Origin of the sequence: Bacillus sp. F56, from assembly GCF_001748205.1 — a bacterium.
GTDB lineage: Bacteria > Bacillota > Bacilli > Bacillales > Bacillaceae > Bacillus > Bacillus stercoris.
In genome coordinates, this window is sequence record NZ_BDFC01000005.1 from 165,021 (window position 1) to 189,747 (window position 24,727).

Consider the following 24,727-nt stretch of genomic DNA (forward strand, 5'->3'; position numbering starts at 1 on the left):
GTGGGACCTTTAGGGTAAGGAGCGTTTTTATGGATATATTTAAAAATCGTAATTTTGTTCATCTATTTTTCGCAGCACTCGCTTCTCAAATGGGCACGACAGTAGGCAACATGGCCTTTGCTTTTTTCTTGCTGGACCGCTTCAGCAGCCAGCCTTCATATACGACCTTGGCGGAGCTGATGTATTCTCTTCCGACCATTTTTGTATTTCTGATCGTCGGAGTCGTCGCGGACCGGTTCGACAGAAAAAAGGTAGCAGAAAACTGTGATTGGATCAGAGCAGGCCTGACTGTCGTTCTTTTTTTCACATTATTTACCGGCAATATTCCTCTTGTTTTTTGTATTTTATTTGTCAGAAGCGCTGTCACGAAGTTTTTCTTTCCGGCAGAAAACAGTTTGGTACAAGCCATTCTGCCGAAGGAGCATTATGCGAAAGCGGCCGGTCTTAACCAGATGCTTTTTAGCATTTTTATGGTGTTCGGAGTCGGAATTGGCGCTTTTATGTACAAGACAATCGGGATTGAAGGCGCCATTATTCTTGATTTTGTCAGCTTCATCATTTCCGGACTGCTGATCCGCAGCTGCCGGATTCCAAAAGAAGCCCGACAGCCAAACGGTGCATTCAGCTGGAGAAAGACTTCTGTTAAAGATTCAATAAATGACTTTAAAGAAGGCATTCTCTATATTTTAAAAAATAAATTGCTGGCATCTCTTATTTTCGGCTTCTTCATTTTTGGGTTTGTCAATGGAGGATTCGCCGTATTGCCAATGTTTACAATGAAATACGGATTGGCGCCTGACCGCTATGAGTGGCATACGTCTGTATTTACGATCGCACTCGGGTTTGGGCTGCTTGCAGGAAGTGTAATCGGCACGATTATCTCTAAAAAAGTGAAGCCCCACTTTTTAATGTCTATACCGATTTTTATTGCAGGTTTGCTGATCTTCGTCCTTGGCTACACAAATATTTTATGGGTGTATTACGCGGCAGCTTTTGCACTGGGAATGTGCATCGGACCGATCAACATTGCAATCGGAGGATGGATGCCAAAAATAGTCCATCCAAAACTGATGGGACGTGTAAGCGGAATGCAGGACCCTTTTATGATGTTTGCACAGTCTTTGACACTCGGCTTAGTGGCGCTGTTATTCCCTAAGTTCGTTCCAAACATTGATTATCTTTATTACGGCATGGGTGTTATCATCCTGATCGTTTTTATTTTTTATTTTATTACACTGCCAAAATACAGTGCACAAGCTGTGGAAGTGAATGTTCAGGAAGCATTTCAAGAACAGCCGAAAAAGAAGGCAAGATCTGTATAATGCAGGTTAAAAATGCGATTTTTTCTCAGAAAAAATCGCATTTTTACATTCAATATTTGCATTTCAACTTTAAAAAAGTATAATCTAAACATATAGAAATTGATAAGAGCAAAGGAGAGAAATAATGGACGACCATGCATATACGAAAGATCTGCAGCCAACCGTAGAAAATCTTTCAAAAGCAGTTTACACTGTGAACCGCCATGCAAAAACCGCCCCCAACCCTAAATACCTATATCTGCTGAAAAAACGTGCTTTGCAAAAGCTCGTCAAAGAAGGTAAAGGAAAGAAAATAGGGCTTCATTTTTCAAAAAATCCAAGGTTCAGCCAACAGCAATCGGACGTGCTTATCTCAATCGGAGACTACTATTTTCACATGCCTCCAACTAAAGAAGACTTCGAACATCTTCCGCATTTAGGTACACTTAATCAATCGTACCGAAATCCTAAAGCTCAAATGTCTTTAACAAAAGCAAAACACCTATTGCAAGAATATGTCGGCATGAAAGAAAAGCCGCTAGTGCCAAATCGCCAGCAGCCAGCTTATCACAAACCTGTCTTTAAAAAGCTTGGCGAGAGTTACTTTTAAAATAAAAACAGCCGTGCCTCTTCCGGGCACCGGCTGTTTTTATTTATTCGATAACATACGTATCCACTTTTTTAATCAAATCACTGATTTCAGGCTTGCTGATTTGCTCATCTGCGCCTACAACTTCGCCGCGGTGGCGCAGATCATCCGTAATTAAAGATGAGAAAATCATAACGGGCACATTTGAGCTTTTCGGATTTTCCTTCAGCAGCTTTGTGAGCCTGTGTCCGTCCATTTTTGGCATTTCAATATCCGTGATGATCATATCAATCTGTTCTGATAAATCAGTTTCGTTTTCAGCAAGGTTCATAATGTAGTCATATGCCTCTTTTCCGTTTTCAAACGAAGCGATATTGTTGTAACCTGCTTCTTTTAATTCATCCTGCAAGAGTCGCATCAAAAGCGGTGAGTCCTCTACAATGATAAGCTTTTTCTCAGTTCTTCTTTCATCAAAGCCCTCGGTATGCATATTGTACGTGTCCACACCTGAATCTGATTCGATGTCATAAATAATTTTTTCATAATCAGGCAAAAAGATCATCAGGTCTTCAAGCTTAATAATTCCGGTAAGATGCCGCTCCATTCCTTGATTTAACGATGTCGGCTTTTCAATCGCTTCCCAGGATACTCTGTGAATTTGAGATACAGAGCCGACATGAAAAACAATTTTCCGTTTATTAAATTCCGTTACGATATATTTCTCATCTTTTGACCCTTCAGGCTCTACTCCAAAAAACGAGAAAAGGCTGATCACTGGGAGGATTTCTCCTCTGAGTTTAATCATTCCTTCTACATGCTGATGGGAGTGAGGCACTGATGTCACCTCGACAGGCTGAATAATTTCTCTTACTTTCATGACGTTAATCCCGAAAGCATTTTCACCCACGCCAAACTTCACAATTTCCAATTCATTTGTACCAGAATCCAATAAAATTTCGTATTGTTGTAACGACAATTCAATCCCTCGCTATTCGCATTCAGTATTGTACTGTATATATCGGCGGAATTTGTAAAAAGTGAATGGCGACTCTTCAAAATCGAATTCCAAGAGCAATTAAGCCGCGTTCCTCAAAAAAGAAACTTTTTTCCTAATAACCATTGACTTTCCAACTAACAGTGATAAAATAGTCAAGGATTTTTCCAAAGAAGGGTGTAAATAATGGGTACCTTAGTAATATTTAAAGAAAACGAAATGACTGTTTTAGAAGATATCAGTGAAGAAACTTACCTGAATATGAAGAAAGAATCAGCTGACCTTCAAGAAGAGCATCCCCCGTATCTGATTTGGCACGAAGACCTTCATTTTGATTATGGCTATTAATGAAATTGGCACATATAAACAATAATAGAACATGATACAATAAAGACAATCAAATCGCTGGTTGTCTTCTTTTTTTCTGAAAAGAAAGGTATGTTTAGAAATAAGGCGCATACAATCGAAATATATCAGTTAAAAAGGTGACAAATAATCAGCTAGTGGTAAAATAGGATAAACTCATTATATTTGTTAAGGTGATGAATTATGGAACATTTGCTGAATCCGAAAGCAAGAGAGATTGAAATTTCAGGAATACGCAAATTCTCGAATCTTGTAGCCCAACACGAAGACGTCATTTCGCTTACAATCGGCCAGCCTGATTTTTTCACGCCGCATCATGTGAAAGCTGCCGCAAAAAAAGCCATTGATGAAAACGTGACGTCATATACACCGAATGCCGGCTACCTAGAGCTGAGACAAGCTGTGCAGCTTTATATGAAGAAAAAAGCGGATTTCAACTATGATGCTGAATCTGAAATTATCATCACAACAGGTGCAAGCCAAGCCATTGATGCTGCATTCCGGACGATTTTGTCTCCTGGTGATGAAGTGATTATGCCAGGGCCTATTTATCCAGGCTATGAACCTATTATCAATTTATGCGGGGCCAAGCCTGTTATTGTTGATACTACGTCACACGGCTTTAAGCTTACTGCCCGGCTGATTGAAGATGCGCTGACACCGAACACTAAGTGTGTCGTGCTTCCTTATCCGTCAAATCCTACTGGCGTGACTTTATCTGAAGAAGAGCTGAAAAGTATTGCAGCTCTTTTAAAAGGCAGAAATGTCTTCGTATTGTCTGATGAAATATACAGTGAATTAACATATGACAGACCGCATTACTCCATCGCAACCTATTTGCGGGATCAAACGATTGTCATTAACGGGTTGTCAAAATCGCACAGCATGACCGGTTGGAGAATTGGATTTTTATTCGCACCGAAAGACATCGCAAAGCACATTTTAAAGGTTCATCAATACAATGTGTCATGTGCCTCATCCATTTCTCAAAAAGCCGCGCTTGAAGCTGTCACAAACGGCTTTGATGATGCACTAATTATGAGAGAACAATACAAAAAACGTCTGGATTATGTATATGACCGTCTGGTTTCCATGGGAATTGACGTTGTTAAACCGTCCGGTGCGTTTTATATCTTCCCTTCTATTAAATCCTTTGGAATGAGTTCATTTGATTTTAGTATGGCTCTTTTGGAAGACGCTGGCGTGGCACTCGTGCCGGGCAGCTCGTTCTCAACATATGGTGAAGGATATGTAAGGCTGTCTTTTGCATGCTCAATGGACACGCTGAGAGAAGGCTTGGATCGTTTAGAATTATTTGTATTAAAAAAACGGGAATCAATGCAGACGATAAACAACGGCGTTTAAGCCGTTGTTTTTATTTTTTTGGAAATGAAATTTTAAACGCTGTGCCTTTTTCAGGATGGCTGTCCACATGTATGACTCCCTGATGGTTTTCAATGATATTAAATGTCACCATCAATCCAAGCCCCGTACCTTTTTCTTTTGTTGTTAAAAATGGCTCTCCAATCCGGTTTAGCACTTTTTCAGGTATACCTTCCCCCTCGTCTTTGACAGTGACATGAACAGAATGCTCATCCTCGGTGATGATAATGTCTACTGTTCCCCCATCAGGCATTGATTCAACTGCATTTTTGATTAAATTAATGAATACCTGCTTTAATTGGTTTTGATCCCCATTTATATAAATGCTGTCTTTTTCATAGCTGGTTCTGATAAAAATGCCATTTAAATTTGCCTGTGTTTCTAACAGGGCTGAGACCTCACCAATTAATTTTTTCAAGTTCAAATATTCTTTGACAGCATTTTGCTGAGGTTTCGCAAGCATGAGCAGTTCACTGAGTATTAATTCAATGCGGCTGAGTTCAGAAAACACAATATCAAAGTAATGCTCGTTTCCTTCCATTGTCGGCTTCATCAGCTGTAAAAATCCTTTGATCGCTGTAAGCGGGTTGCGGATCTCGTGGGCGATTCCCGCCGCGAGCTGGCCTGCGATTGATAATTTTTCCGATTTCAGCATCAATTCTTCTGTTTGCTTTCTCTCTGAGATGTCCCGAAGAATGACTTGGACGGCCGCTTCACCAAAAAAGGTCGTCGGAATGCAGACCATCTCCGTATAGATGACCCTGTTCTGAAAGGTGAACCAGGATTGCTTGACAATTTCTGATTCTGTTTTTTGCTCGGCAATGTTTTGGATTCTCTCTTTTACATCCTCGTGATCACAAGGATGCAGCTGATCGTATATGTTTTTGCCAATTAAATCCTCATAGGTAGCCGCTTCAAACAGGGAAATTCCCGATTCATTCATAAACACCCATTTTCCATTGTGAATCACCGCAATGGTATCAATTGAATTTTGAATCAGCAGCTGATATCGTTCACGGCTTTTTTGCAGGATGGTTTGGAATTTTTTTCTTGAAGAGATATCGATCAGCAGCAGCAGCTCAGCCTGCTGGTTTTTGTAGACGGTCGGGGATGCTTTCACTTCTAAATGAACAGGTGAGCCATCAAGCCTTTTCCACGTCTGTTCAATCATTCCGACTTCCATTCCTTTTTGCATTCGTATAATCCTGTTTTTCACGATATCATGATATTCTTCCTCAATAAATTCATAGGACCATTTGCCAATAATAGCATCCTTGCTTTTTGCTCCCAGCATTGAAAGCATCGCGCTGTTTACATAGACGATCTTACCTTTGACACTGATGCATAGCGGACTCGGGAGATTTTCAACCAACCGTTCATAATCATCCGTTATATATGTAGTCGATTCCGGGCTTGCAGGCTCGATTTCATGTTTTTCGCAGTTTAGAGATTGATGGCCTGTTTCTTCTTCAAGAACTTTCATTTTCAAAATGATTTCCCGATCTGTCCGCTCAGCTCTTGTCGTAACAATTTCTACTGCAGCCTCCACCCACACAATCGTATGATCTTTTTTAATAAAACGAAAGGTGCACGGCATCAGATGATGTTCATTATAAAAATAGCTTTCAACTAAAAATTGGTCTTCCTCATGTAAAAACGTTTTGAGGAATGATCCGATCATCTCTCCTTGGAGATAGCCCAAATGCAGTTTGGAGTTGGCTGATATATAAATGATGCGTCCATTAGAGGCCAAGACTGCATGAATATCGGTTTTCGTTTGAAACGGTTTAACATGCTGCGTATCCTGTTCCACAGAATCCCTCCTTTGCATGATCATCGTGTTTCGACATATACAGATTGACTTTTACCTAGTATGATTCGCTAGAAAATGAGTATTCTCCTTCTATTCTTATGGTGAACGTCAATTTTTGAATAAAAGAAAGGGCACACAATCTTTCTATTGTGCACCCTGTTTTTTATTTTTTACTATGTTTTTTTTCGAGCTCTGCGTAGGCGTGGATAGCTCTTTTGGCAATGAGTTTGTTGATCGGGTCGTGGTCGTTCGCTACAGAAGGCACAACAACACTAAATGCCACTTTGGGATTTTCAGATGGATAATAGCCGACAAATGTTAGATTGTACGTGCTTTTTCCCCACCAATTACGATTTGTTCCGTAATAAAATGTTTGAGCAGTTCCTGTTTTCCCGGAAACATCCTCTGCAAACGTATTTCTAGCTGTCCCTGAGGTTGTAACGAGCTTCATTCCGGTCTTTACTTGCTGTATGTCACTTTCTGAGTTGTTAATTTTATTGAGAATGTTTGGCTTTCTTTGTTCGATGGTCTTCCCAAGGCCCCCTTTATTGTTGGGCTCATGGATACTTGTAACAATTCTTGGCTGAACACGGTAGCCCCCATTGGCAATGGAAGAGATGTACTGCGCCATTTGAAGGGGGGTATATGTATCGTATTGTCCAATGGCCAGGTCTAAAATTAACCCCCCCACCGCATCAGGTGTAGTTTGCATGCCGGCTGATTCCTGCGGAAGATCAATACCTGTCTTTACACCCAGGCCAAATTGGCTGTAGTAATTTCTCATCTTGTTTAAATCCTTCTGGTCAGCGGGAAGAGGTCCATGCGGCTTGTATGTAACACCGGCAATATGCATGGCGACATTAAACATGTATACGTTTGAGCTTTTTTGCAAAGCTGTTAATTCATTGATGGTTCCCATGTTCATGTAGGATTTCTTTGGTTTGTTACCGTACCCAGCCAAATAAAGAGGTGTATCCACAAAATATTTATAATGCGGAATTCCGTCCTGATAGCCGGCCAGCACGGTGGCGCCCTTCACTGCTGAGCCCATTTCATATTGGGTGGTAAATGCCCCTATCGCATAATCTTCAATTTTGTTGGTTTTTAAGTCTATCTTTTTCCCTGCCATCGATAAAATATCGCCGTTATTCGGGTCCATCATTACGGCAAAAGCTCTGTCCAGCATGTAATTTCCGCGTGCGCGGCTGTTTCTCACTTCTTCTTCAATGATCTTTTCCATCTTTGCTTGAAGCTCCATGTCAAAGGAAAGCTGAAGATCGTATCCCCTGCTGCCTTTATCAATGGTTTTTTGGCTGACGACATTTCCTTTATTGTCTTCTATGTATTCCACTTTTTCTTTATGCGAATTTAAGTAATCTTCATATTGATACTCTAAATAACTTTTTCCCACCCTGTCATTATTCGCATAGCCTCTTGTTAAATAGAAATCTTTCCGGTCGCTCAGCAGGCCCTGATCAGGTGTCGTGACGCCCCCGAAAACGGAATAAAGGGTTTTGTCATAAGGATATTTTCGTGTCCAATCGTTTACAATGTCGATTCCCGGAAGCTCTTCTAAATGCTCAGAAACAATTGAAATTTCATCATATGTTAAGTCATTTTTGGGTCTCTGCGAGGAGTTTTTCTTCTCATCAAGCAGCGCTCCGTTTTTTCCATTGCTATTGCTTTCATTTGGATTCATTGCCTTTACGATTTGAGGTTCGTAGGCATTTCCGCTTGAGAACCTTGTATATATCGCAGCCGTTTCCATTTCTTCGTCATCTTGCTGAATAGCCTTCAATTCTTGATCCGGAACACGCTCTAGTTGAAGCTTGTAAGCCTGGGCTCCTTTCAGATTGCTTTCCGATTCCTTAAGCAGGGCGGCGGCTTTTTTCGGATGAGCTGCGATCCAGTAATCACGCAAATCCCTTTCCTTCAAAAATTCGGTATCAATATGAATGAAAGAAGCAAGCCTCTTCGCTGTTTTGATCTTATCTTCGGTTTTTGTGCTAGATGTTGATACATACACAATTTCTGGAACGCTCTGGTTGTCGACAGCAACTTTCTGGTTTCTGTCGTACATCTTCCCGCGAGGCGCAGGATAGTAAGCTGTTTTTGCATTTGATTTCTCAGCGTCTTCTTCATGCTGTTCGCCTTCAACAATTTGAACGACCCCGAGCTTAAAAATTAATGCAGTGAATAGAACAAAGACAGCTAGGAAAAAAAGGTTCATTCTGATTGCTCTGTTTCCTTTGCTCTTTTTCTTTGGTTCACGTCCTATTTCAGTCACTTCTGGTTACCCCTCTCAAATCATTCAATATATTTACATATACTGAGATTAATTGTAACACCTTTGTAATAGTTGTTACAGCGAAAAGGAGTAAAAAAAGCTGTCAACATAAAAACACATTAAAATATAACTAACCATTCAAAAAAAAGGAAGATATGTAACAGTACGATAAAACCATAAATGCCGCTGGTTTCTTTATTCATGCGATTCAGCGGATTTACTTTACGAAAATGACAATCTTTATTTGTCAAAGGAAAGTGTTGGAGTCTTTATGACAAAAAAGCTATGTTATGATTTTTTTGTAGAAACAAACAACTCTAGGAGGTTACGAACTAATGAAGAAAGCATTTATTTTATCTGCTGCCGCTGCGGTTGGATTATTCACATTCGGAGGCGTACAGCAAGCATCTGCGAAAGAACTCTCCTGCCAGTCTGTGGTAACAGTAAAAACGGGGAACACAGTACAAAACATGTCACTTAACGATGCAGTGAAAAAACTGCATATTAACACAAATATCAAAACGTTAAACGCTGCAAACGAAAAAGAGATTAAGCAGCTTCTTCAAAAACATGCGAAGCAATCTAACATGAAGGTTCAGGATGTTCAAAAGACAGAAACGGCAAAACCGGCGCAAAAGACTACTGAAAAAGCAGCTGCTGATCAAAACACCGCTTCTAAAGCACCTGCAACTGCTGAAAAAACAAACACAACAACATCTGCACCTTCATCTGTAAGTGCATATGAGAAAAAAGTTGTTGAGCTTACAAATGCAGAAAGACAAAAACAAGGCTTAAAACCGCTTCAAATTGATGAAACGTTAAGCAAATCTGCACGCGCAAAATCTCAGGATATGAAAGACAAAAACTACTTTGATCACCAAAGCCCAACTTATGGCTCACCGTTTGATATGATGAAATCTTTCGGAATCAGCTACAAAACAGCAGGTGAAAACATTGCGAAGGGCCAAAAGACACCTGAAGAAGTAGTAAAAGCCTGGATGAACAGTGAAGGTCACAGAAAAAACATTCTAAACCCTAACTTTACTCACATCGGTGTTGGCTACGTTGAGTCTGGAAGCATCTGGACACAACAATTCATCGGTAAATAATAAAAAATTTCCTGTACGATACAGGTAATCTTCAGCTTGCAGAAAAAACCATGTTTTTTCTGCAAGCTTTTTTGCTGTATTCATATTTTTGATGCAGAAATAGAAAAAGCCGCCAGCCAAGCAAGGATAGGATGCGGCATCCTTCTTTACATTCTGGAACCCGATTGTAAGGGGAATTTGTTCACTCACAATCCGTTTTGTTTTCCATCTTCCATAGCAAATATGCCTTTGATAGAATTGACCTTTTCTGTAATTAAGGAAAAATTTTCAGTCTTAGCAATATAGGCTTCGTCGCAGTTTTTTGTGAGGAACAGAGAAAGACATCATTCTTTAAAGCCTTTCTTTGATTATATGATAGGGAAATAGAGACTGTCCGAGGTTTCTCGACAGCCTGAGGTACAAAGGGCGGCCTCTATTCTATTATGTGGTTAATCTTAGCTTTCCTATTTTGTTACATTCTAATGCAAACCATACTGTCCCATCATTATCGCATCCAATTCCATGAGGCTCAGCATGAGGTGTGTTGATTGTATATTCTTCAATTTTGTGATCACTTGTCAGCCTTCCGATTTTATTTCCTCCCCATTCGGTAAACCATAAATCGGATTTTCGCCCTGCAGCAATAGCGTGAGGACGTGCATTTGGTGTTGGAATATCATATTCAGTTATGTCACCTGAAACTGTAATCCTACCTATCTTATTCCCCATGATTTCTACAAACCAAAGTGCATCATCATGCCCTTTTGTAATACCAACTGGTCCTGCTCCCGGTGTCGGAATTGGAAACTCCGTTACCTCTCCTGATTCAGTTATTTTGCCGATAGCATTATTCTGGTTTTCAGTGAACCAAAGCGAATCATCTGAACCCAATGTAATAAAAGAAGGGTATGATCCTTCATTAGGCAGTTCATATTCATAAATCTTACCCTCTACCGTCAATTTTCCAATACGATTTCCATTCATCTCAGTAAACCAGATATCGCCGTTTGGACCTTCCGTAATCCCATACGGGGCTGAATGTTGATGCGGTAATGGATATTCTCTAAATTGCCCTTTTTCGGTCAGTTTTCCTATCTTATTAGCTCTATTTTCTGTAAACCAGATATCACCTTTTGAAGACACCGTTAAACACATGGCCCCAGCATCAGGTGTCGGAATCGTATACGCTTGAATTTTTCCCTTCTTATCAATACAGCTTATTTTGTTAGCTTTATGTTGGGTAAACCATACTTTTCCCTCGTGTGAAATGGCTATCCCGTATGGGCCAGAATCAGAATGTAAAATACTTATTTCTTGCTGTTCAAGCTTCATAACTTAATTCCCCCCTTCAATATAATCTGCAAAAAAGCCTCCTATTCTCACTGTTCTGTAATAGGAGGCAATGCTTACCGTTCATACCTAAATAGGCGCCGCTTTCGTCATAAATAAAAACATTACACCATAATCCTATCTCATAATAAACAAAACAAATAAGCATTTCCAAGTGGTATTTTTCTGTTTTACCACCTAGAACCCAGAAAAAGGCTGTCGAGATTATCACGACAGCCTGATGGTTGCCTGTAGGATACAGGCAGTCTTTTTATTTCACCCAAAGTTTATATATACTCTGTGTTCCGCTGTTTTCTTCACCTTGTGCAGCAAGCTTGTCATATAAGGATTTAGCAAGCGATAAGCCTGGCATTTCTTCTCCCATTAGTTCTGCTTCCTCTAGCGCAATTCCCATATCTTTAATAAAATGCTTTACATAAAATCCTGGTTCAAAGTTGCCTTGCAGCATACGGGGAGCAAGATTTGACAATGACCAGCTTCCCGCTGCGCCCGTTGTGATGCTTTTCAGGACATTTTCCGGCTCTAGGCCTGATTTTTGAGCGTATGCCATTGCTTCAGCAACACCGATCATACCAGCTGCAATTGCAATCTGATTGCACATCTTGGTATGCTGTCCGCTTCCAGCCGGTCCTTGGTACTGAATATTCTCTCCCATTAAAGAGAAAATCGGCATGCAGGCTTCAAAAGCTTCTTTTTCTCCACCAACCATAATCGCGAGTGTTCCGTTTTGTGCACCGACATCTCCGCCTGAAACAGGAGCGTCTAAAGCGAATAATGCTTTTTCTTTGGCCGCTTCAGCAATCTTCTTCGCAAGCGAGGGCTTAGATGTCGTCATATCAATAAGATATGCTCCTTCTTTTGCGTTTTCAATAATTCCGCTTGTTCCGAAATACACTTCTTCAACATCACTGGGATAGCCGACCATTGTAATGATAACATCCGCTTCTTTCGAAAGATCTTTGACCGTTTCTTTCCATACCGCGCCTTTTTGCAGGATGCTGTCTGCTTTTTCTTTTGTCCGGGTGTATACCAATACAGGATGGCCGTCATTGAGAATATGTGTTGCCATGCTTTTTCCCATTACTCCAAGACCGATAAAACCAATTGTTTTTTTCAAGGTCATTCCTCCCAGATGTTTCGTTTAGATTTTAGTTAAAATTTATCATTTTTCCTTCATTTTCTAGACTACCATAACTATACATCATAGAGTAGACTCTAAAATAAAAAAACCCCAAAACATACCATGTTTTAGGGTTTTATTGGATTATAATGTGAATTTTGTGATTGTTTTCATAAGCTCTTGGCTTGCATGTTTTAACGTGTCTGTTGAGTGTTTGACTTTATCAAGAGTGATCAGCTGTTCATCAGTTGATGCGTTCACTTCCTCTGCTGCGGCAGCTGATTCCTGTGATATGGCTGAAATGCTTTGAATCGCTTCAGAAATCGCGAGCTGTTCTTCACTCATTCTTTGAATTTCTGCGTAAATGTGATCAATGCCTTGCACCAGTGACTGCATTTCCGAAGTTATCGTGTTTAATACCTCTCCAGTCTCGTGAATGGCACTGTTTTGTTCATCGTTCATTCTGCTTGCCTCAATCATTGCATGAGAGGCCTCTTTTGTCTCAAGCTGGATAAGCTTTACAGTCTCACTGATATGCTTTGTAGAGAGGGCTGATTGCTCAGCTAGCTTCCTCACTTCATCAGCTACAACGGCAAAACCGCGGCCGCTTTCTCCCGCTCTGGCTGCCTCAATGCTGGCATTTAAAGCAAGCAAATTGGTTTGATCAGATATGTTTGAAATCGCCGTAACGACTTCTTCAATATTCTTAGTTTGATTTTCTAAATCCAGCAGCATCGTTTCAACCTTTTTTGTTTCCATGTTGGCTTCGTTTGACTTCATCAGCAGCTGGCCGAGTGCGTCAAGTCCTTTATAGCTTGCATCCTCGGACGATTTTGAGCGTTCTTTTATTCCGCCTGCCTCCTCAGCGATTTGTCTGATTTTCATTGACAGGCTTTCTGATTTTTCATTAATGGTTTCAACTTCAGAAGCTTGTTCCGATGCCCCTGCAGATACTTCTTCAATCGCTTTTGCAATTTGTCCGCTTGTTTCATTTGTTTCTGCAGAGACAGCCGTTAATTGCTCAGTGGTATCAGATACCTTTCCTGAAGAGATCCTCACTTGCTCAACCATTTCTTTCATATTTTCAACCATCAGATTGAAGTCCCTTGTTAAAATACCGACTTCATCCTTAGATTTTGATTCCGCGTGCACTGTTAAATCGCCTGCGGAAACGGCTTTCGTTTTAGCGATCAGCTGCTGTATCGGACCGGTTATCGTTTTGGCCAGGAAGTAGCTGAGAATAATTGTGATGATAAGCGCAATCAATGATATCCAAAGATTTGCCCGATTCATTTTATCTGAAATCCACATTAATTGATCGGTATCAAATTGCGTTCCGACCTTCCAGCCCGTTTCACCAATCGTTTGATACACAACCATTTTCCCATTCACATCCTGTATCCCTTTTTTCTCGGACGCAATGGTTTTCAGTGTTTGATCCTTGGATATATTTTTCCCTTGATTTGACGGATGGGCTAAAAGATTGCCGCTCGCATCAGCTAAAAAGGCAAATCCATTGTAAGGCACCTTTTGTTTATTGACCATACTTTGGATAGCAGAGAGTTTCAAGTCATAGCTGGCAACCCCTATCACTTTTTGCCTGTCTAAGATCGCTTTCGATGCAGTAACAATCATGTCTCCTGTCACGACATCTTTATAAGGTTCCGTCCAAACAACTTGATCCGGGGCTTCAGCTGCAAGCTTATACCATGGTCTTGATGTTGGATCATAATCCTCAGCGAAATCCGCTTTTGGATATGTAAACATTTCTTTTTTTGCGGTGCCTATGTAAGCCATCGCAACATAATCATCATTATCTTTGATTTGCTTAATGTCATCGTTAAACAGCCGAGCAGCTTCTTTACTTGGTTTCGTTACAAATGTATGCGTTAATTTCCCATTAGCCAGCCTTGATAACGAAATGGCATAACTCTTTAATTGCAATTCAATATTTTGTTCAAGTGACTGCGTCACGTTTTGAGTTGTATTTTTCCCATCCTCTGTAATCATCGGTTTTAGCGTTAAATAAGAAGACAGCATTAAAAGAACAACTGTGGCGATTAACATAATCGAAACAAAAACAGCAATCTTCATGTGAAGTTTTTTAAACAAACCAATCCCCTCCTAATTTCTATATCGGCCCTTTCGTTTGAAAAATGAATAATCAAAAAATAAATTACAAGAATATCGGAATATATTTACTGAAAATTCAATCTTCGTTATAATAAAACAACATAAGGAGAGTGATGATCATACTGAAACAAATATATGTGCATAACGGAAGAAAATTTGAAGCTCTAACCATCAGAAACTACAATGAGACTGACATCAAGGGGCTGATTTCTCTTCAAAGAGAATGTTTCCCTCCCCCATTTCCCCAAGAATTACTGTGGTCTGAAAGCCAGCTCGACAGTCATATCAAAACCTTTCCGGAAGGCGCTTTATGCGCGCTCATCAATGGCAGAATTATTGGTTCCATGACGGCTCTTATTGTACAATTTGAGCATGAATCTCCTGACCATACCTGGGCGCAAGCAACAGACAACGGATCAATTAAGAATCATGACCCTCATGGAAATACCTTATATGTAGTGGATATTTCTGTTTCTCCACGTTATCGAAAGCTTGGAATCGGAAAATGGCTGATGAATACGATGTATGAGCTTACTGTTGATAAAAGGCTGGAGCGCCTTCTCGGAGGCGGACGCCTTCCTTTATATCATAAATACGCACACGAGATCAGCGCTGTTCAGTACGTTGAAGATGTGATGGAAGGCAGAAAAAACGACCCTGTGCTGTCCTTTCTCCTCCGTTGCGGGCGTTCACCTATTTGTGTAGTCAATAATTATTTAGAGGATACAGAATCATTGAATTACGGCGTTTTGATGGAATGGAAAAATCCTTTCTATAAAAAAGCGAGCTGTTCATCACAACAGCCCGGTTAAGTGAAATATTCGATTTTCGCATTAGGGAAATAAGCATCAATATAGGATTCAAGCGCTTCTCGAAGTGCGTGCTCTTCATCTTTCTGATATATATATTTTCCGATCCCGTAACGGCCCCATTTATAACGGCGCTTTTCCTCATCTAATTCAAGCTTCGTTTTCGGATAATTCTTCTCTATCACTCGTTTGGCCGGTTTTGTAAAACGGTGCTGAATTAATTCAAACGTAATATCATGTCTAACATCCTGCGGCAAAGCAGCATCAAGCTTTTCAAATAGATGTTTGTACCCTTCTTCCCAGCCTTCATGAATATAAATCGGTGCAACAATAAAGCCTAGCGGGTATCCTGCTTTTGCAACTTTAACAGCCGCTTCTATCCGCTTATCAAGAGGTGATGTTCCCGGCTCAAAGTTTTTAATCACATAGTCGGCATTAATACTGAACCTGAATCTCGTTTTCCCGTTATGCTTTGCATCTAATAGGTGATCGACATGATGAAATTTCGTTACAAATCTAAGCTTTCCGAGATCACTTTGACCAAAATGTTCAATGGCGCGCTTCAGCGTGTGTGTCAGATGATCAATTCCTACGATATCTGAGGTACATGAGGCTTCGAACCTTGTGAACTCTGGCGCGCGCTCTTTCATATACTTATCCGCCTGGTCTAATATCTCTTCGACATTTACATATGTTCTGATATACGGCTTTGATCCCATGGTTGTTTGCAGGTAGCAATAATGACAGTGCCCCATGCAGCCTGTTGCAAACGGGATGGCATATTCGGCTGAGGGTTTGGATGAATCAAACTTTAATGTTTTCCGAACACCGATAACTAAAGTTGATTTCGCATTGCGATATTGCTGAAGATGATTTTTCCCAGGAATATTACGCACCTGATTGTGGGATGTCGTTTCTCTGATTTCAATGCCCATTTTCTCAAACTTATCTTGTAATTCTTGAGCCAGCGGATATTCCAGCGCTCTTGGTTCTATATACACAAGCTGCGGAACAAATGGGTTCTGCATGATGCCACATCCTTTTCCTTTACTACTGTTACTTTTCTCACCAGACGGAAAGGATATGAGTTGTAATGATTTCCTTGTTACTCATACGGATCAATATCAAATAATTCTTTGTAAAGTGATTTAGCTTCTTCATAGCTTGCAAACACAGCGTCGTCCTCTGCAAACGGATGATAGGTTTCATAAATAAACAGAGATAGCTCGCCTTCATGGTATGGGTGGTGCACAATTTCGGCTTCCTTGATGTGAGCAACATTGGCGGCGTGCGGATTTCTGTAGATCACGTAAACAGTATCTCCTGCGTTAAATTGGTTTGACATACTATCCCTCCTAGCCATGTTATTGTGTCCTTCTATACCCTTACTTATGAAAAAAACCAGACAGGCCGAAGGCCGTCTGGTTTTTGTACATTATTTGAAAGTTTCTTTTACGAACGCGACAACTTCTTCTGTCGTGCTCATAGATAAGATTTTCTCTTTGAATGACTCAGCTTCTTGTTTAGACAATTTGCTGATTTGTGTTCTTGCCGGAAGGATAGACGTTGCGCTCATTGAGAACTCATCTAAGCCTAAGCCGAGAAGGATCGGAATCGCAATCTCGTCTCCTGCCATTTCTCCGCACATGCCAACCCATTTTCCTTCTTTATGTGCCGCTTCAATTACAAGTGTAATCAGGCGAAGGATAGCCGGGTTGTATGGCTGATACAGGTAAGATACACGTTCATTCATACGGTCAGCTGCCATTGTGTATTGGATCAAATCGTTTGTTCCGATACTGAAGAAATCAACCTCTTTAGCAAACTGATCAGCGATGACTGCAGTTGACGGAATTTCAACCATCATACCGACTTCAATATCATCAGATACAGCCTGTCCCGCTTTTACGAGCTTTTCTTTCTCTTCAAGAAGGATCGCTTTTGCTTCTTTGAATTCGTTAACTGTCGCAATCATAGGGAACATGATTTTCAAGTTTCCGTATGTACTTGCACGAAGCAGCGCGCGAAGCTGTGTTCTGAAGATTTCTTGCTCTTCCAGGCAAAGGCGAATCGCTCTGTATCCCAAGAACGGGTTCATTTCTTTAGGAAGCTGCAGGTAAGGAAGCTCTTTGTCTCCGCCGATATCAAGTGTCCGCACGACAACTGATTTTCCTTCCATACGCTCAAGAACCGTTTTGTAAGCATCAAACTGCTCATCTTCTGTAGGCAGCTGATCTCTTCCCATGTAAAGGAATTCTGTACGGTAAAGGCCAACTGCTTCGCCGCCGTTTTCAAGAACGCCTTTTACATCATCAGGAGTACCGATGTTCGCTGCGAGCTCTACATGATGTCCGTCTTTTGAGACAGTCGGTTCATTGACAAGCTTCGCCCACTCAGCCTTTTGAGCCAAATAAGCATTATGTTTTTCTTCATACTCTTTTACAGTTTCAGCAGATGGGTCAATAATGACATCACCATTGATACCGTCAACGATAACAGTCACGCCGTTTTGGATCGTGCCTGTAGCCGCTTTCGTTCCAACAACTGCTGGAATCTCAAGAGAACGCGCCATGATGGCGGAGTGAGATGTGCGTCCGCCAATATCAGTTGTGAATCCTTTTACGAACTCACGGTTTAATTGAGCTGTGTCAGACGGTGTTAAGTCTTCAGCTACAATAATAACCTCTTCTGAGATCATGCTTGGGTTTGGAATTTCGACGCCAAGCAGGTGGCCAGTTACGCGTTTTGTTACATCGCGGATATCTGCCGCACGCTCTTTCATATATTCGTTGTCCATAGACTCAAACATGGTAACGAACATAGAAGACGTTTCTTTTAAAGCGAATTCAGCGTTCACTGAATCAGTGCTGATTTTTTCTTTCACAGGGTTCAGAAGCTCAGGGTCACTGAGAACTAAAAGGTGAGCAGAAAAAATATCAGCTTTATCCTGACCCAGTTCCTTCAAAGCGTGCTCTTTGATTTTTTCGAGCTCTTCTTTTGAACGTGCAATCGCTTCATCAAAACGGCTTACTTCCGCTTCAGAATCAGAGATGCTTTTCTTTTCAACCGTTAAATCTGGCTCTTCAAGCCGGTACGCTTTTGCAATCGCGATGCCGGCTGAAGCGCCAATCCCTTTTAACTCTTGCATTACTCGCCGAGTCCTTCGCTTTTCATTGTTTCTTCTAAAGCGTTAAGAGCATCGTTTTCGTCAGCTCCACTAGCAGAGATTGTGATCTCAGCGCCTTTAGCGATACCTAGAGACATAACACCCATGATAGATTTAAGGTTAACTGTTTTGCCGTTATATTCTAAATTAACGTCAGCGTCGTATTTGCTAGCAGTTTGTACAAGAACTGTCGCAGGACGAGCGTGGATTCCAGAATCTGCAGTTACTTTAAATGTTTTTTGTGCCATTTTTATCATTCTCCTTTTAACTTAAAGCTATATTACTTCACAATATTATATCATACAACCGTACTTGTCATCTGACAAGCACGGCGTACTAACACCCTTATTTTTCAATCTTCACAATATCTTCTTGTTCTCTGTTGACTGAACCGCTTGCTTTAATGCTAACTGTTTCTCCGTCAGCAAGGTTTGTAAATATAATCGGTGTCATAAGAGATGGTACATTCGGTTTGACTGCGTCCAGATCAACTTCAAGAAGTTTTTGTCCAGGCTCAACGCGGTCTCCTTCTGATACGAAAGACGTAAATCCTTCGCCCTTCAGGCTGACAGTATCAATACCAAAGTGGATCAAAATTTCTCTTCCGCCGTCGGATTGCAGGCCGATCGCATGTTTTGTCGGGAACACATTTAGAATTTTTCCTCGAACCGGTGATACGACAATTCCTTCAGAAGGGAGAATCGCAAAACCGTCACCCATCATTTTTCCTGAGAAGACTTGGTCAGGAACATCTGTAATCGGGTGAATTTCCCCGGCAATCGGAGAAACGAAAACTTCCTCGCCGATTTCATTTTGCAGCGGTTCTGCAATCACTTCCTCAACCTGCTGGCCTACTTCCTCTTGAGCAGATGTTTTCGGTTCAGGTCTAGGCTTGCGTCCCGCAATAATGTCTTGCATTTGTGTTTTTAACCCGTCAGAACGCGGTCCGAAAATAGCCTGAATATTGTTGCCGACTTCCAGCACTCCAGAAGCGCCAAGCTGTTTCAGACGGTCTTTATCAACCTTTTTCTGATCGTTTACAGTCACACGGAGACGAGTGATACAAGCATCAAGGTGTTTGATGTTTCCCTGGTCACCCATTGCCTGCAGGATCTCATAAGGAAGATCTCCTGCTTCACCTGTTTTCCCAGTTGCTGCTGTTTCTTCCGCAGCATCCTCGCGTCCAGGTGTTTTCAGATTGAATTTGCGGATGGCAAATCGGAATCCAAAGTAGTAAATGACCGCTAACCCTAAGCCGACAGGGATGACAAGCCACCATGCCGTCCGGTTCGGCAAAATACCGAATAGGAAGTAGTCAATTAAACCGCCGGAGAATGTCATACCAATCTTAACATTCAACAGCTGCATGACCATGAATGAAAGCCCCGCAAACACACAGTGAATCGCAAACAGGACTGGTGCAACGAATAAGAATGAAAATTCCAATGGCTCTGTAATCCCTGTTAAGAAGGATGTCAAGGCTGCTGAACCCATAATACCTGCAACGAGTTTTTTGTTTTGCGGCTTTGCTTCATGATAAATGGCAAGCGCCGCAGCAGGCAGACCGAACATCATAAACGGATATTTACCTGTCATGAACGTACCTGCTGTTAACTGTACGCCGTCTTTAATCTGCGCCATAAAGATACGCTGATCCCCGCGGATGATTTCTCCTGCTGCACTCTTATAGCTGAAGAATTCGTACCAGAACGGTGAATAGAAAATGTGGTGCAATCCGAATGGAATAAGCGAACGCTCAATCACCCCGAAGATAAATGCAGCAAGGGTTGGATTCGCTTCCACTAATCCTGTTGAAAAGGCATTCAATCCATGCTGGATCGGAGGCCAGATCACTAACATAATAAGACCCAGAATCAGTGCAGAAATTGACGTAACAATTGGAACGAAACGTTTACCCGCAAAGAAACCAAGGTATTGCGGAAGTTCAATTGTGTAAAATTTGTTAAACAATAGTGCAGCTAACACACCGACGATAATACCGCCGAACACACCTGTCGCCAAGGTAGGTATACCAAGCATGTTTACATATGCAGGATGGTTTTCCGTGAAGAACTTGGCTCTTTCAATTGAATCGGAAGGAATGGTTCCGTTTGCAAGAAGAACCGCACTCATGGATACGTTCATTACCAGATAACCGATAATCGCCGCGATCCCTGCAACTCCATCACCGTTGGCAAGCCCGATGGCTACACCGACTGCGAATAGAAGCGGAAGGTTATCGAAAACAATTTGCCCAGCGCTTTCCATAACACTCGCTACGAGCTGAACATTGTCATTGCTTAAGAAATGCAGGACTTGAATCATGTCCTTATTTTGCATCGCATTCCCAATCGCAAGCAAAATACCCGCAGCCGGAAGGATCGCAACTGGAAGCATAAGCGCACGCCCAATTTTTTGAAGAACGCCGAATAATGCTTTAAACATAAGAATTGACCTCCTCTTTTTACTAGTCTGACCTTACAGCTAAAAATCATGACAACGAATTCACAGGCGTAAGTCTTCCAGTTTAACCGTTTACATTTGCCCTTTTACACAACAAAAAGGGCATGAGCAAAATTGGGTGCGCAAAAGAACGAGAATAACTTCCCGTTTTTTCCCCTCAATCACTCATGCCTGATCGGATCAGTAACACGTTATAAGGTTAAACTGAATTTATGAAATTTTATTGGTTAATCGGTACAGATGAAGCGTTAGGTAAACCGCTTCCGCCTCATGAACTGGTTTCTTCAATGTTTGCTGCAAGATTTTAATCAATTTCCAAGCTGTATTGTAGCATAGCGGATATTCATTTTTCAATAAGAACATTAATTTTTCTGGTTCTTTAGTCGGTTCTTCTTTTTTAATTCTTTCTATTGTAAATCTGATATGCCTGATCAGCCGCAAATAGTTGACACTTTCCTTATTTACTTTCATTTGAAATGAGTCTTCAATCACTTCGACAAGCTGCGCCATGAGCTGCGAGTGCTGATTGACCTCAGACAACGGGCGGTTTGTCAGCGCTGAATGGATATGCAAAGCGATAAAACCAATCTCCCCTTCAGGAAGGCAGATTCCCGCTTTTTCATTGATCATCTCTATGACTTCTTTAGCTATTTGGTACTCCTCAGGGTATAGTGACTGAGTCTCCATTAAAAATGGATTCTTCATATCAAATCCCTGCTGCTGCCTTTTGATCGAAAATGCGATATGGTCTGTCAGCGCAATATGAATATGTTCATTTAATGAGTGATTAGTCCTATTGCTGATGTGATAGATGACATCGTTCGAAATATCAACGAGCTTTTCATCAACATAGTCAAGGAGCTTTTTAAACTGCTTTTGTTCCTTCTCGTCTTTTAAAATGAACATTTTATCGTAGCCTTTATCTTCAATGAAATCATCTTGTTTTTTTCCGAAACCAATACCTTTTCCGATTAAAACGACTTCGCTGTATTTATGATGAGAAGCAATTAATACATTATTATTCAGTACCTTTTTCACTGTGAAGGACCCATTCACGATCCTCAGCTCCTTTGTCATTCAATACCTCATATCGTACATAACGAACGGAATGCACGTCAAACCTTTTTTCGATGCTTTCACTAAACAGTCGATCTTTCGATGAGTTGGTAATCCAAAACCTTCCTTTCAATCGGCTTCCCTTGAATTCTTTTTTCCAGCATGGCAAATGCCTGCTTTCCCATTTCCTTTGTTTGAATATCGATCGTTGTGATTCCAAGGGCTTGGCTGATTTCGTGGTTATCAACACTTAAGATCGCAAGCTCATCCGGTACTGATACCTGCTGATTCTTTGCTTCAAGAAAAAGCCCTGCTGAAACTTGGTCATTGGCAACAAAAATAGCCGTCGGCTTTTCCTTCCACGTTTTCCATTTATGAAAAAGCGCTTTCCCATCATTGATTGTAATCGCTTTCTCAACTACCCAGTCTTCACGAAATGCCTCCCCGATCTCTTCCAATGCTTCTTTATAGGCTTTGATTCGAAAATGGCTGTTCATGCCTTTTTTTCTTGCCAAACAGATCGCTATTTTTTTGTGCCCTTTGGCAATTAAATAGTCCAAGCCGTTCCGGAATGCTTCTTGGTGTGGAATGCTGATGGTTGGGAAACGGCCAATATCTGAATTCTGGCATAGCAATATCGGGCCCTCCCATTCCATGAGTTTCTCATCAGCAAGTGCCTTTGAACAAAAAATCAGGCCGTCAACCTGTCGCTGTTTTAATTGAGACAGCGCAAAGATTTCTTTTTGGACCTCATAGTTTGTTTGAAATAAAGAGAGGTGAATCCCGGATTCCACGGCTGCGTCAGCTATTCCTGCAATCAGCTCTGCAAAATATGGCAGGCTAACCGTCGGCAAGACAACACCAATCATGTTTGAAAATCCTTTCGACAAATGGACAGCGTGAATATTTCTCGTGTACTCCAATGCCTCCATCGCTTCAAGCACTCTTTTTCTTTTGTCTTCACTAACGTACGGATGATTGTTTATCACCCGGGAAACCGTTGTAACGGAGACACCGGCTTTTTCTGCAATGTCTTTAATATTAGCCATAGATTCCCTTCTTTCTAAATCCCTTGATCTGGAATGCGTTTCATACAATATGATAGGTACGTACCAGACATATTTTATGTTTTTTGCTGAAAGGAGAAGATCACATGGGTTTTTTCATTTTAATTGGATTATGTCTCACTGTTCTCGGCGGCAGCTGTCTTGCTGTAAAACCTCTCAACCAAAAACATGAAATTAAACCATTTCGAACTTTTGATGATTTTTTTATTTAATGCAGATAAAAAAGGACGATGTCTCGAACAAAGTCCTTTTTTACTTCCTGTTACGGCAGTATGATTAATTCCTTCGGATATTGTGTCAGAGCAACTGCCCCGTCCTTAGTTACATGAACGTCATCCTCAATGCGCACGCCGCCGATTTCAGGCACATAAATTCCCGGTTCGATCGTGTAGACCATGCCTTCCTGCAGAAGCGTATCGTTAGCCTGGCTCATTGATGGGTACTCATGGACAGAAATTCCGAGTCCGTGTCCAAGCCGATGAGGAAAATAGTCGCCGTATCCCGCTTTTTCAATGATTCCGCGGGCTGTCAAATCCAGATCTCCGATTCTGACACCGGGTTTGCTTGCCTCAATCGCGGCTTTTTCCGCTTGAAGCACAGTCTCGTAAATCGCCTCCTGCTTCGGATTGATGGTTTTGTATGCAAATGTTCTTGTAATATCAGAGCAATAGCCGTCAAGAATAACACCAAGATCAAATAAAACAAAATCACCTTTCTTTAACGTGGCTGTACCAGGATTTCCGTGAGGCTGGCCTGATTTTTCTCCGAATAAAACCATTGTCGAAAAAGACATGCCCTGAATTCCTTTTTTCTTCAGCTCATACTCAATTTGAGCGAGCACTTCCACTTCACTAATGCCTTCACGCAAAGCGGCTGTACCGACTTCAACACCGTAATCCGCAAGCTTTGCCGCCTCTTTCAGCAAACGAACTTCATTGTCGTCTTTAATCAGGCGAAATTGGTTGAGTGTTTCTTCTGCTGAAACAAATTGAGCCCCGCCCGTCGAATGCTTCAGCTGTTCAGCGCGTGATAGCGAGATGGAATCCTTTTCTACCGCAAGCGTATGTATGCTGATATTTCGCTTTTTCAAGGCTTTCTCTATCAGCTCCCACGGATTTTCGTGATCCGCATAGCCAATGATTTCATAATTCCAGCCTGCGTTGCGGGCCTGCCCTGCTTCCATTCCTGGACAAATAAAGAAAGGCTCCTCTTCTTGAAAAATAAATAACCCCATTAATCTTTCATGCGGCTCTGTGTAAAAATCGGTTAAGTAAAAAACATTTTCTTTCGTATGAATAAATGCGGCAGTATGCCCCGCTTCCTTCAGCCATGAAGAGACGCGTTGTATTCTATTCACTTCTTGTTCCTCCCCGCCATTTGCAATGCATTGTTCTACCCTTCATTGTATCAGGTTTTGCAGATGTTTGCCTTTCACAAAGCCTTCATTTTCCGATGCATTTTATTTCCTGCTTCGCTTCCTGTATACTGACAGTAACGTTCAATCGCAGGGGGTTGTTCCGTTTGCTGATGAATTTTTTCAGGCGAAAAGCAGTTATGCTCTTAACGATTTTGGGAATTTCCGCTCCTTTTATCGGAATGAAGATGGTGGGCTTTTATTATTACAGCTCAATTATAGGCTGTGCAGCGGGTTTTCTTTGCTGCATTCTCGCTCTCATCCTGGTTACGAAAAGATCTGCCAAAGACAAAAATGAAGGGAAAGCTTGATACATAAAAAACCAGCA

At 41.3% G+C, this 24,727-nt stretch carries 21 protein-coding genes; 7 read left to right on the forward strand and 14 right to left on the reverse strand.

The features are described 5' to 3' along the window. The first annotated feature begins 29 nt into the window (after nt 1–29). Both BFW96_RS05370 and BFW96_RS05375 read left to right on the forward strand, forming a co-directional pair. A complete protein-coding gene (locus BFW96_RS05370; protein ID WP_069838854.1) occupies nt 30–1,322 on the forward strand; it encodes an MFS transporter in 1,293 nt (430 codons plus the stop codon). A 124-nt stretch (nt 1,323–1,446) separates the two neighbouring features. Next, nucleotides 1,447–1,911, forward strand: coding sequence for a YkyB family protein (locus tag BFW96_RS05375; protein ID WP_003232406.1), 465 nt, complete (start codon nt 1,447–1,449; stop codon nt 1,909–1,911). A gap of 43 nt (nt 1,912–1,954) precedes the next feature. On the opposite strand, the gene cheV is transcribed toward BFW96_RS05375, so the two are convergent. After that, entirely contained in the window at nt 1,955–2,866 is a 912-nt protein-coding gene (cheV, locus tag BFW96_RS05380) for a chemotaxis protein CheV (RefSeq protein WP_014663784.1), read from the reverse strand. 204 nt (nt 2,867–3,070) lie between these two features. On the opposite strand from cheV, the gene BFW96_RS05385 reads away from it, so the two are divergent. Both BFW96_RS05385 and BFW96_RS05390 read left to right on the forward strand, forming a co-directional pair. Beyond that, nucleotides 3,071–3,232, forward strand: a complete 162-nt coding sequence (locus tag BFW96_RS05385; protein ID WP_003245246.1) for a hypothetical protein — start codon at nt 3,071–3,073, stop codon at nt 3,230–3,232. 201 nt (nt 3,233–3,433) lie between these two features. Beyond that, nucleotides 3,434–4,615 carry an aminotransferase A gene (locus tag BFW96_RS05390; protein ID WP_069838855.1) on the forward strand — a complete coding sequence of 394 codons (1,182 nt, stop codon included), beginning with the start codon at nt 3,434–3,436 and terminating at the stop codon, nt 4,613–4,615. Between the two features lie 10 nt (nt 4,616–4,625). Here BFW96_RS05390 and kinA read toward each other — a convergent pair whose 3' ends face one another. Together kinA and BFW96_RS05400 are read right to left on the reverse strand one after the other, a co-directional pair. Continuing rightward, a complete protein-coding gene (kinA, locus tag BFW96_RS05395; RefSeq protein ID WP_014663782.1) occupies nt 4,626–6,446 on the reverse strand; it encodes a sporulation histidine kinase KinA in 1,821 nt (606 codons plus the stop codon). A 163-nt stretch (nt 6,447–6,609) separates the two neighbouring features. Next, nucleotides 6,610–8,733 carry a peptidoglycan D,D-transpeptidase FtsI family protein gene (locus tag BFW96_RS05400; RefSeq protein WP_069838856.1) on the reverse strand — a complete coding sequence of 708 codons (2,124 nt, stop codon included), beginning with the start codon at nt 8,731–8,733 and terminating at the stop codon, nt 6,610–6,612. 335 nt (nt 8,734–9,068) lie between these two features. On the opposite strand from BFW96_RS05400, the gene BFW96_RS05405 reads away from it, so the two are divergent. Beyond that, a complete protein-coding gene (locus BFW96_RS05405) occupies nt 9,069–9,842 on the forward strand; it encodes a CAP domain-containing protein (RefSeq protein ID WP_014663779.1) in 774 nt (257 codons plus the stop codon). A 420-nt stretch (nt 9,843–10,262) separates the two neighbouring features. Here BFW96_RS05405 and BFW96_RS05410 read toward each other — a convergent pair whose 3' ends face one another. From BFW96_RS05410 to mcpC, 3 genes are all read right to left on the reverse strand, one after another. After that, nucleotides 10,263–11,153 carry a Vgb family protein gene (locus tag BFW96_RS05410; protein ID WP_069838857.1) on the reverse strand — a complete coding sequence of 297 codons (891 nt, stop codon included), beginning with the start codon at nt 11,151–11,153 and terminating at the stop codon, nt 10,263–10,265. Nucleotides 11,154–11,421: 268 nt separating this feature from the next. Then, on the reverse strand, nt 11,422–12,288 hold the full coding sequence (locus BFW96_RS05415) for an NAD(P)-dependent oxidoreductase (RefSeq protein ID WP_069149512.1): 867 nt from the start codon (nt 12,286–12,288) through the stop codon (nt 11,422–11,424). Nucleotides 12,289–12,435: 147 nt separating this feature from the next. Next, the gene (gene mcpC, locus BFW96_RS05420) at nt 12,436–14,403 is read right to left on the reverse strand and encodes a methyl-accepting chemotaxis protein McpC (RefSeq protein WP_069838858.1); all 1,968 of its coding nucleotides are present in this window, start codon (nt 14,401–14,403) and stop codon (nt 12,436–12,438) included. Nucleotides 14,404–14,537: 134 nt separating this feature from the next. On the opposite strand from mcpC, the gene BFW96_RS05425 reads away from it, so the two are divergent. Next, on the forward strand, nt 14,538–15,236 hold the full coding sequence (locus tag BFW96_RS05425) for a GNAT family N-acetyltransferase (protein WP_069838859.1): 699 nt from the start codon (nt 14,538–14,540) through the stop codon (nt 15,234–15,236). Here the strand turns inward: BFW96_RS05425 and splB are convergent. From splB to papB, 8 genes are all read right to left on the reverse strand, one after another. Further along, a complete protein-coding gene (gene splB, locus BFW96_RS05430) occupies nt 15,233–16,261 on the reverse strand; it encodes a spore photoproduct lyase (RefSeq protein WP_014663774.1) in 1,029 nt (342 codons plus the stop codon). The genes BFW96_RS05425 and splB overlap by 4 nt on opposite strands. 77 nt (nt 16,262–16,338) lie before the next feature. Next, a complete protein-coding gene (splA, locus tag BFW96_RS05435; RefSeq protein WP_003218644.1) occupies nt 16,339–16,578 on the reverse strand; it encodes a splAB operon transcriptional regulator SplA in 240 nt (79 codons plus the stop codon). Between the two features lie 90 nt (nt 16,579–16,668). Continuing rightward, complete coding sequence (gene ptsP, locus BFW96_RS05440) at nt 16,669–18,381, reverse strand: phosphoenolpyruvate--protein phosphotransferase (protein WP_014663773.1); 1,713 nt, start codon at nt 18,379–18,381, stop codon at nt 16,669–16,671. Further along, nucleotides 18,381–18,647, reverse strand: a complete 267-nt coding sequence (locus tag BFW96_RS05445) for a phosphocarrier protein HPr (protein WP_003154654.1) — start codon at nt 18,645–18,647, stop codon at nt 18,381–18,383. Before BFW96_RS05445 ends, ptsP begins: the two co-directional genes overlap by 1 nt. Nucleotides 18,648–18,744: 97 nt before the next feature. Continuing rightward, nucleotides 18,745–20,844, reverse strand: a complete 2,100-nt coding sequence (gene ptsG / locus BFW96_RS05450) for a PTS glucose transporter subunit IIABC (RefSeq protein WP_069838860.1) — start codon at nt 20,842–20,844, stop codon at nt 18,745–18,747. A gap of 228 nt (nt 20,845–21,072) precedes the next feature. Beyond that, a complete protein-coding gene (gene glcT / locus BFW96_RS05455; RefSeq protein ID WP_069838861.1) occupies nt 21,073–21,939 on the reverse strand; it encodes a glucose PTS transporter transcription antiterminator GlcT in 867 nt (288 codons plus the stop codon). Nucleotides 21,940–22,001: 62 nt separating this feature from the next. Then, complete coding sequence (locus BFW96_RS05460; protein WP_069838862.1) at nt 22,002–22,967, reverse strand: LacI family DNA-binding transcriptional regulator; 966 nt, start codon at nt 22,965–22,967, stop codon at nt 22,002–22,004. Nucleotides 22,968–23,247: 280 nt separating this feature from the next. Next, a complete protein-coding gene (gene papB, locus BFW96_RS05470) occupies nt 23,248–24,342 on the reverse strand; it encodes a di/tri-peptidase (RefSeq protein ID WP_040083293.1) in 1,095 nt (364 codons plus the stop codon). A 164-nt stretch (nt 24,343–24,506) separates the two neighbouring features. On the opposite strand from papB, the gene BFW96_RS05475 reads away from it, so the two are divergent. Next, nucleotides 24,507–24,710, forward strand: coding sequence for a hypothetical protein (locus BFW96_RS05475; protein ID WP_014663767.1), 204 nt, complete (start codon nt 24,507–24,509; stop codon nt 24,708–24,710). Nucleotides 24,711–24,727: the final 17 nt, after the last annotated feature.

Coding starts and splice junctions, on each gene's coding strand:
- splA (WP_003218644.1), bottom strand. CDS start 16,578: ATGTCAAACCAATTTAACGCAGGAGATACTGTTTACGTGATCTACAGA.
- BFW96_RS05370 (WP_069838854.1), top strand. CDS start 30: ATGGATATATTTAAAAATCGTAATTTTGTTCATCTATTTTTCGCAGCA.
- ptsP (WP_014663773.1), bottom strand. CDS start 18,381: ATGCAAGAGTTAAAAGGGATTGGCGCTTCAGCCGGCATCGCGATTGCA.
- BFW96_RS05390 (WP_069838855.1), top strand. CDS start 3,434: ATGGAACATTTGCTGAATCCGAAAGCAAGAGAGATTGAAATTTCAGGA.
- ptsG (WP_069838860.1), bottom strand. CDS start 20,844: ATGTTTAAAGCATTATTCGGCGTTCTTCAAAAAATTGGGCGTGCGCTT.
- BFW96_RS05385 (WP_003245246.1), top strand. CDS start 3,071: ATGGGTACCTTAGTAATATTTAAAGAAAACGAAATGACTGTTTTAGAA.
- glcT (WP_069838861.1), bottom strand. CDS start 21,939: ATGACAAAGGAGCTGAGGATCGTGAATGGGTCCTTCACAGTGAAAAAG.
- BFW96_RS05445 (WP_003154654.1), bottom strand. CDS start 18,647: ATGGCACAAAAAACATTTAAAGTAACTGCAGATTCTGGAATCCACGCT.
- BFW96_RS05410 (WP_069838857.1), bottom strand. CDS start 11,153: ATGAAGCTTGAACAGCAAGAAATAAGTATTTTACATTCTGATTCTGGC.
- BFW96_RS05405 (WP_014663779.1), top strand. CDS start 9,069: ATGAAGAAAGCATTTATTTTATCTGCTGCCGCTGCGGTTGGATTATTC.
- BFW96_RS05460 (WP_069838862.1), bottom strand. CDS start 22,967: ATGGCTAATATTAAAGACATTGCAGAAAAAGCCGGTGTCTCCGTTACA.
- BFW96_RS05425 (WP_069838859.1), top strand. CDS start 14,538: ATGATCATACTGAAACAAATATATGTGCATAACGGAAGAAAATTTGAA.
- splB (WP_014663774.1), bottom strand. CDS start 16,261: ATGCAGAACCCATTTGTTCCGCAGCTTGTGTATATAGAACCAAGAGCG.
- BFW96_RS05375 (WP_003232406.1), top strand. CDS start 1,447: ATGGACGACCATGCATATACGAAAGATCTGCAGCCAACCGTAGAAAAT.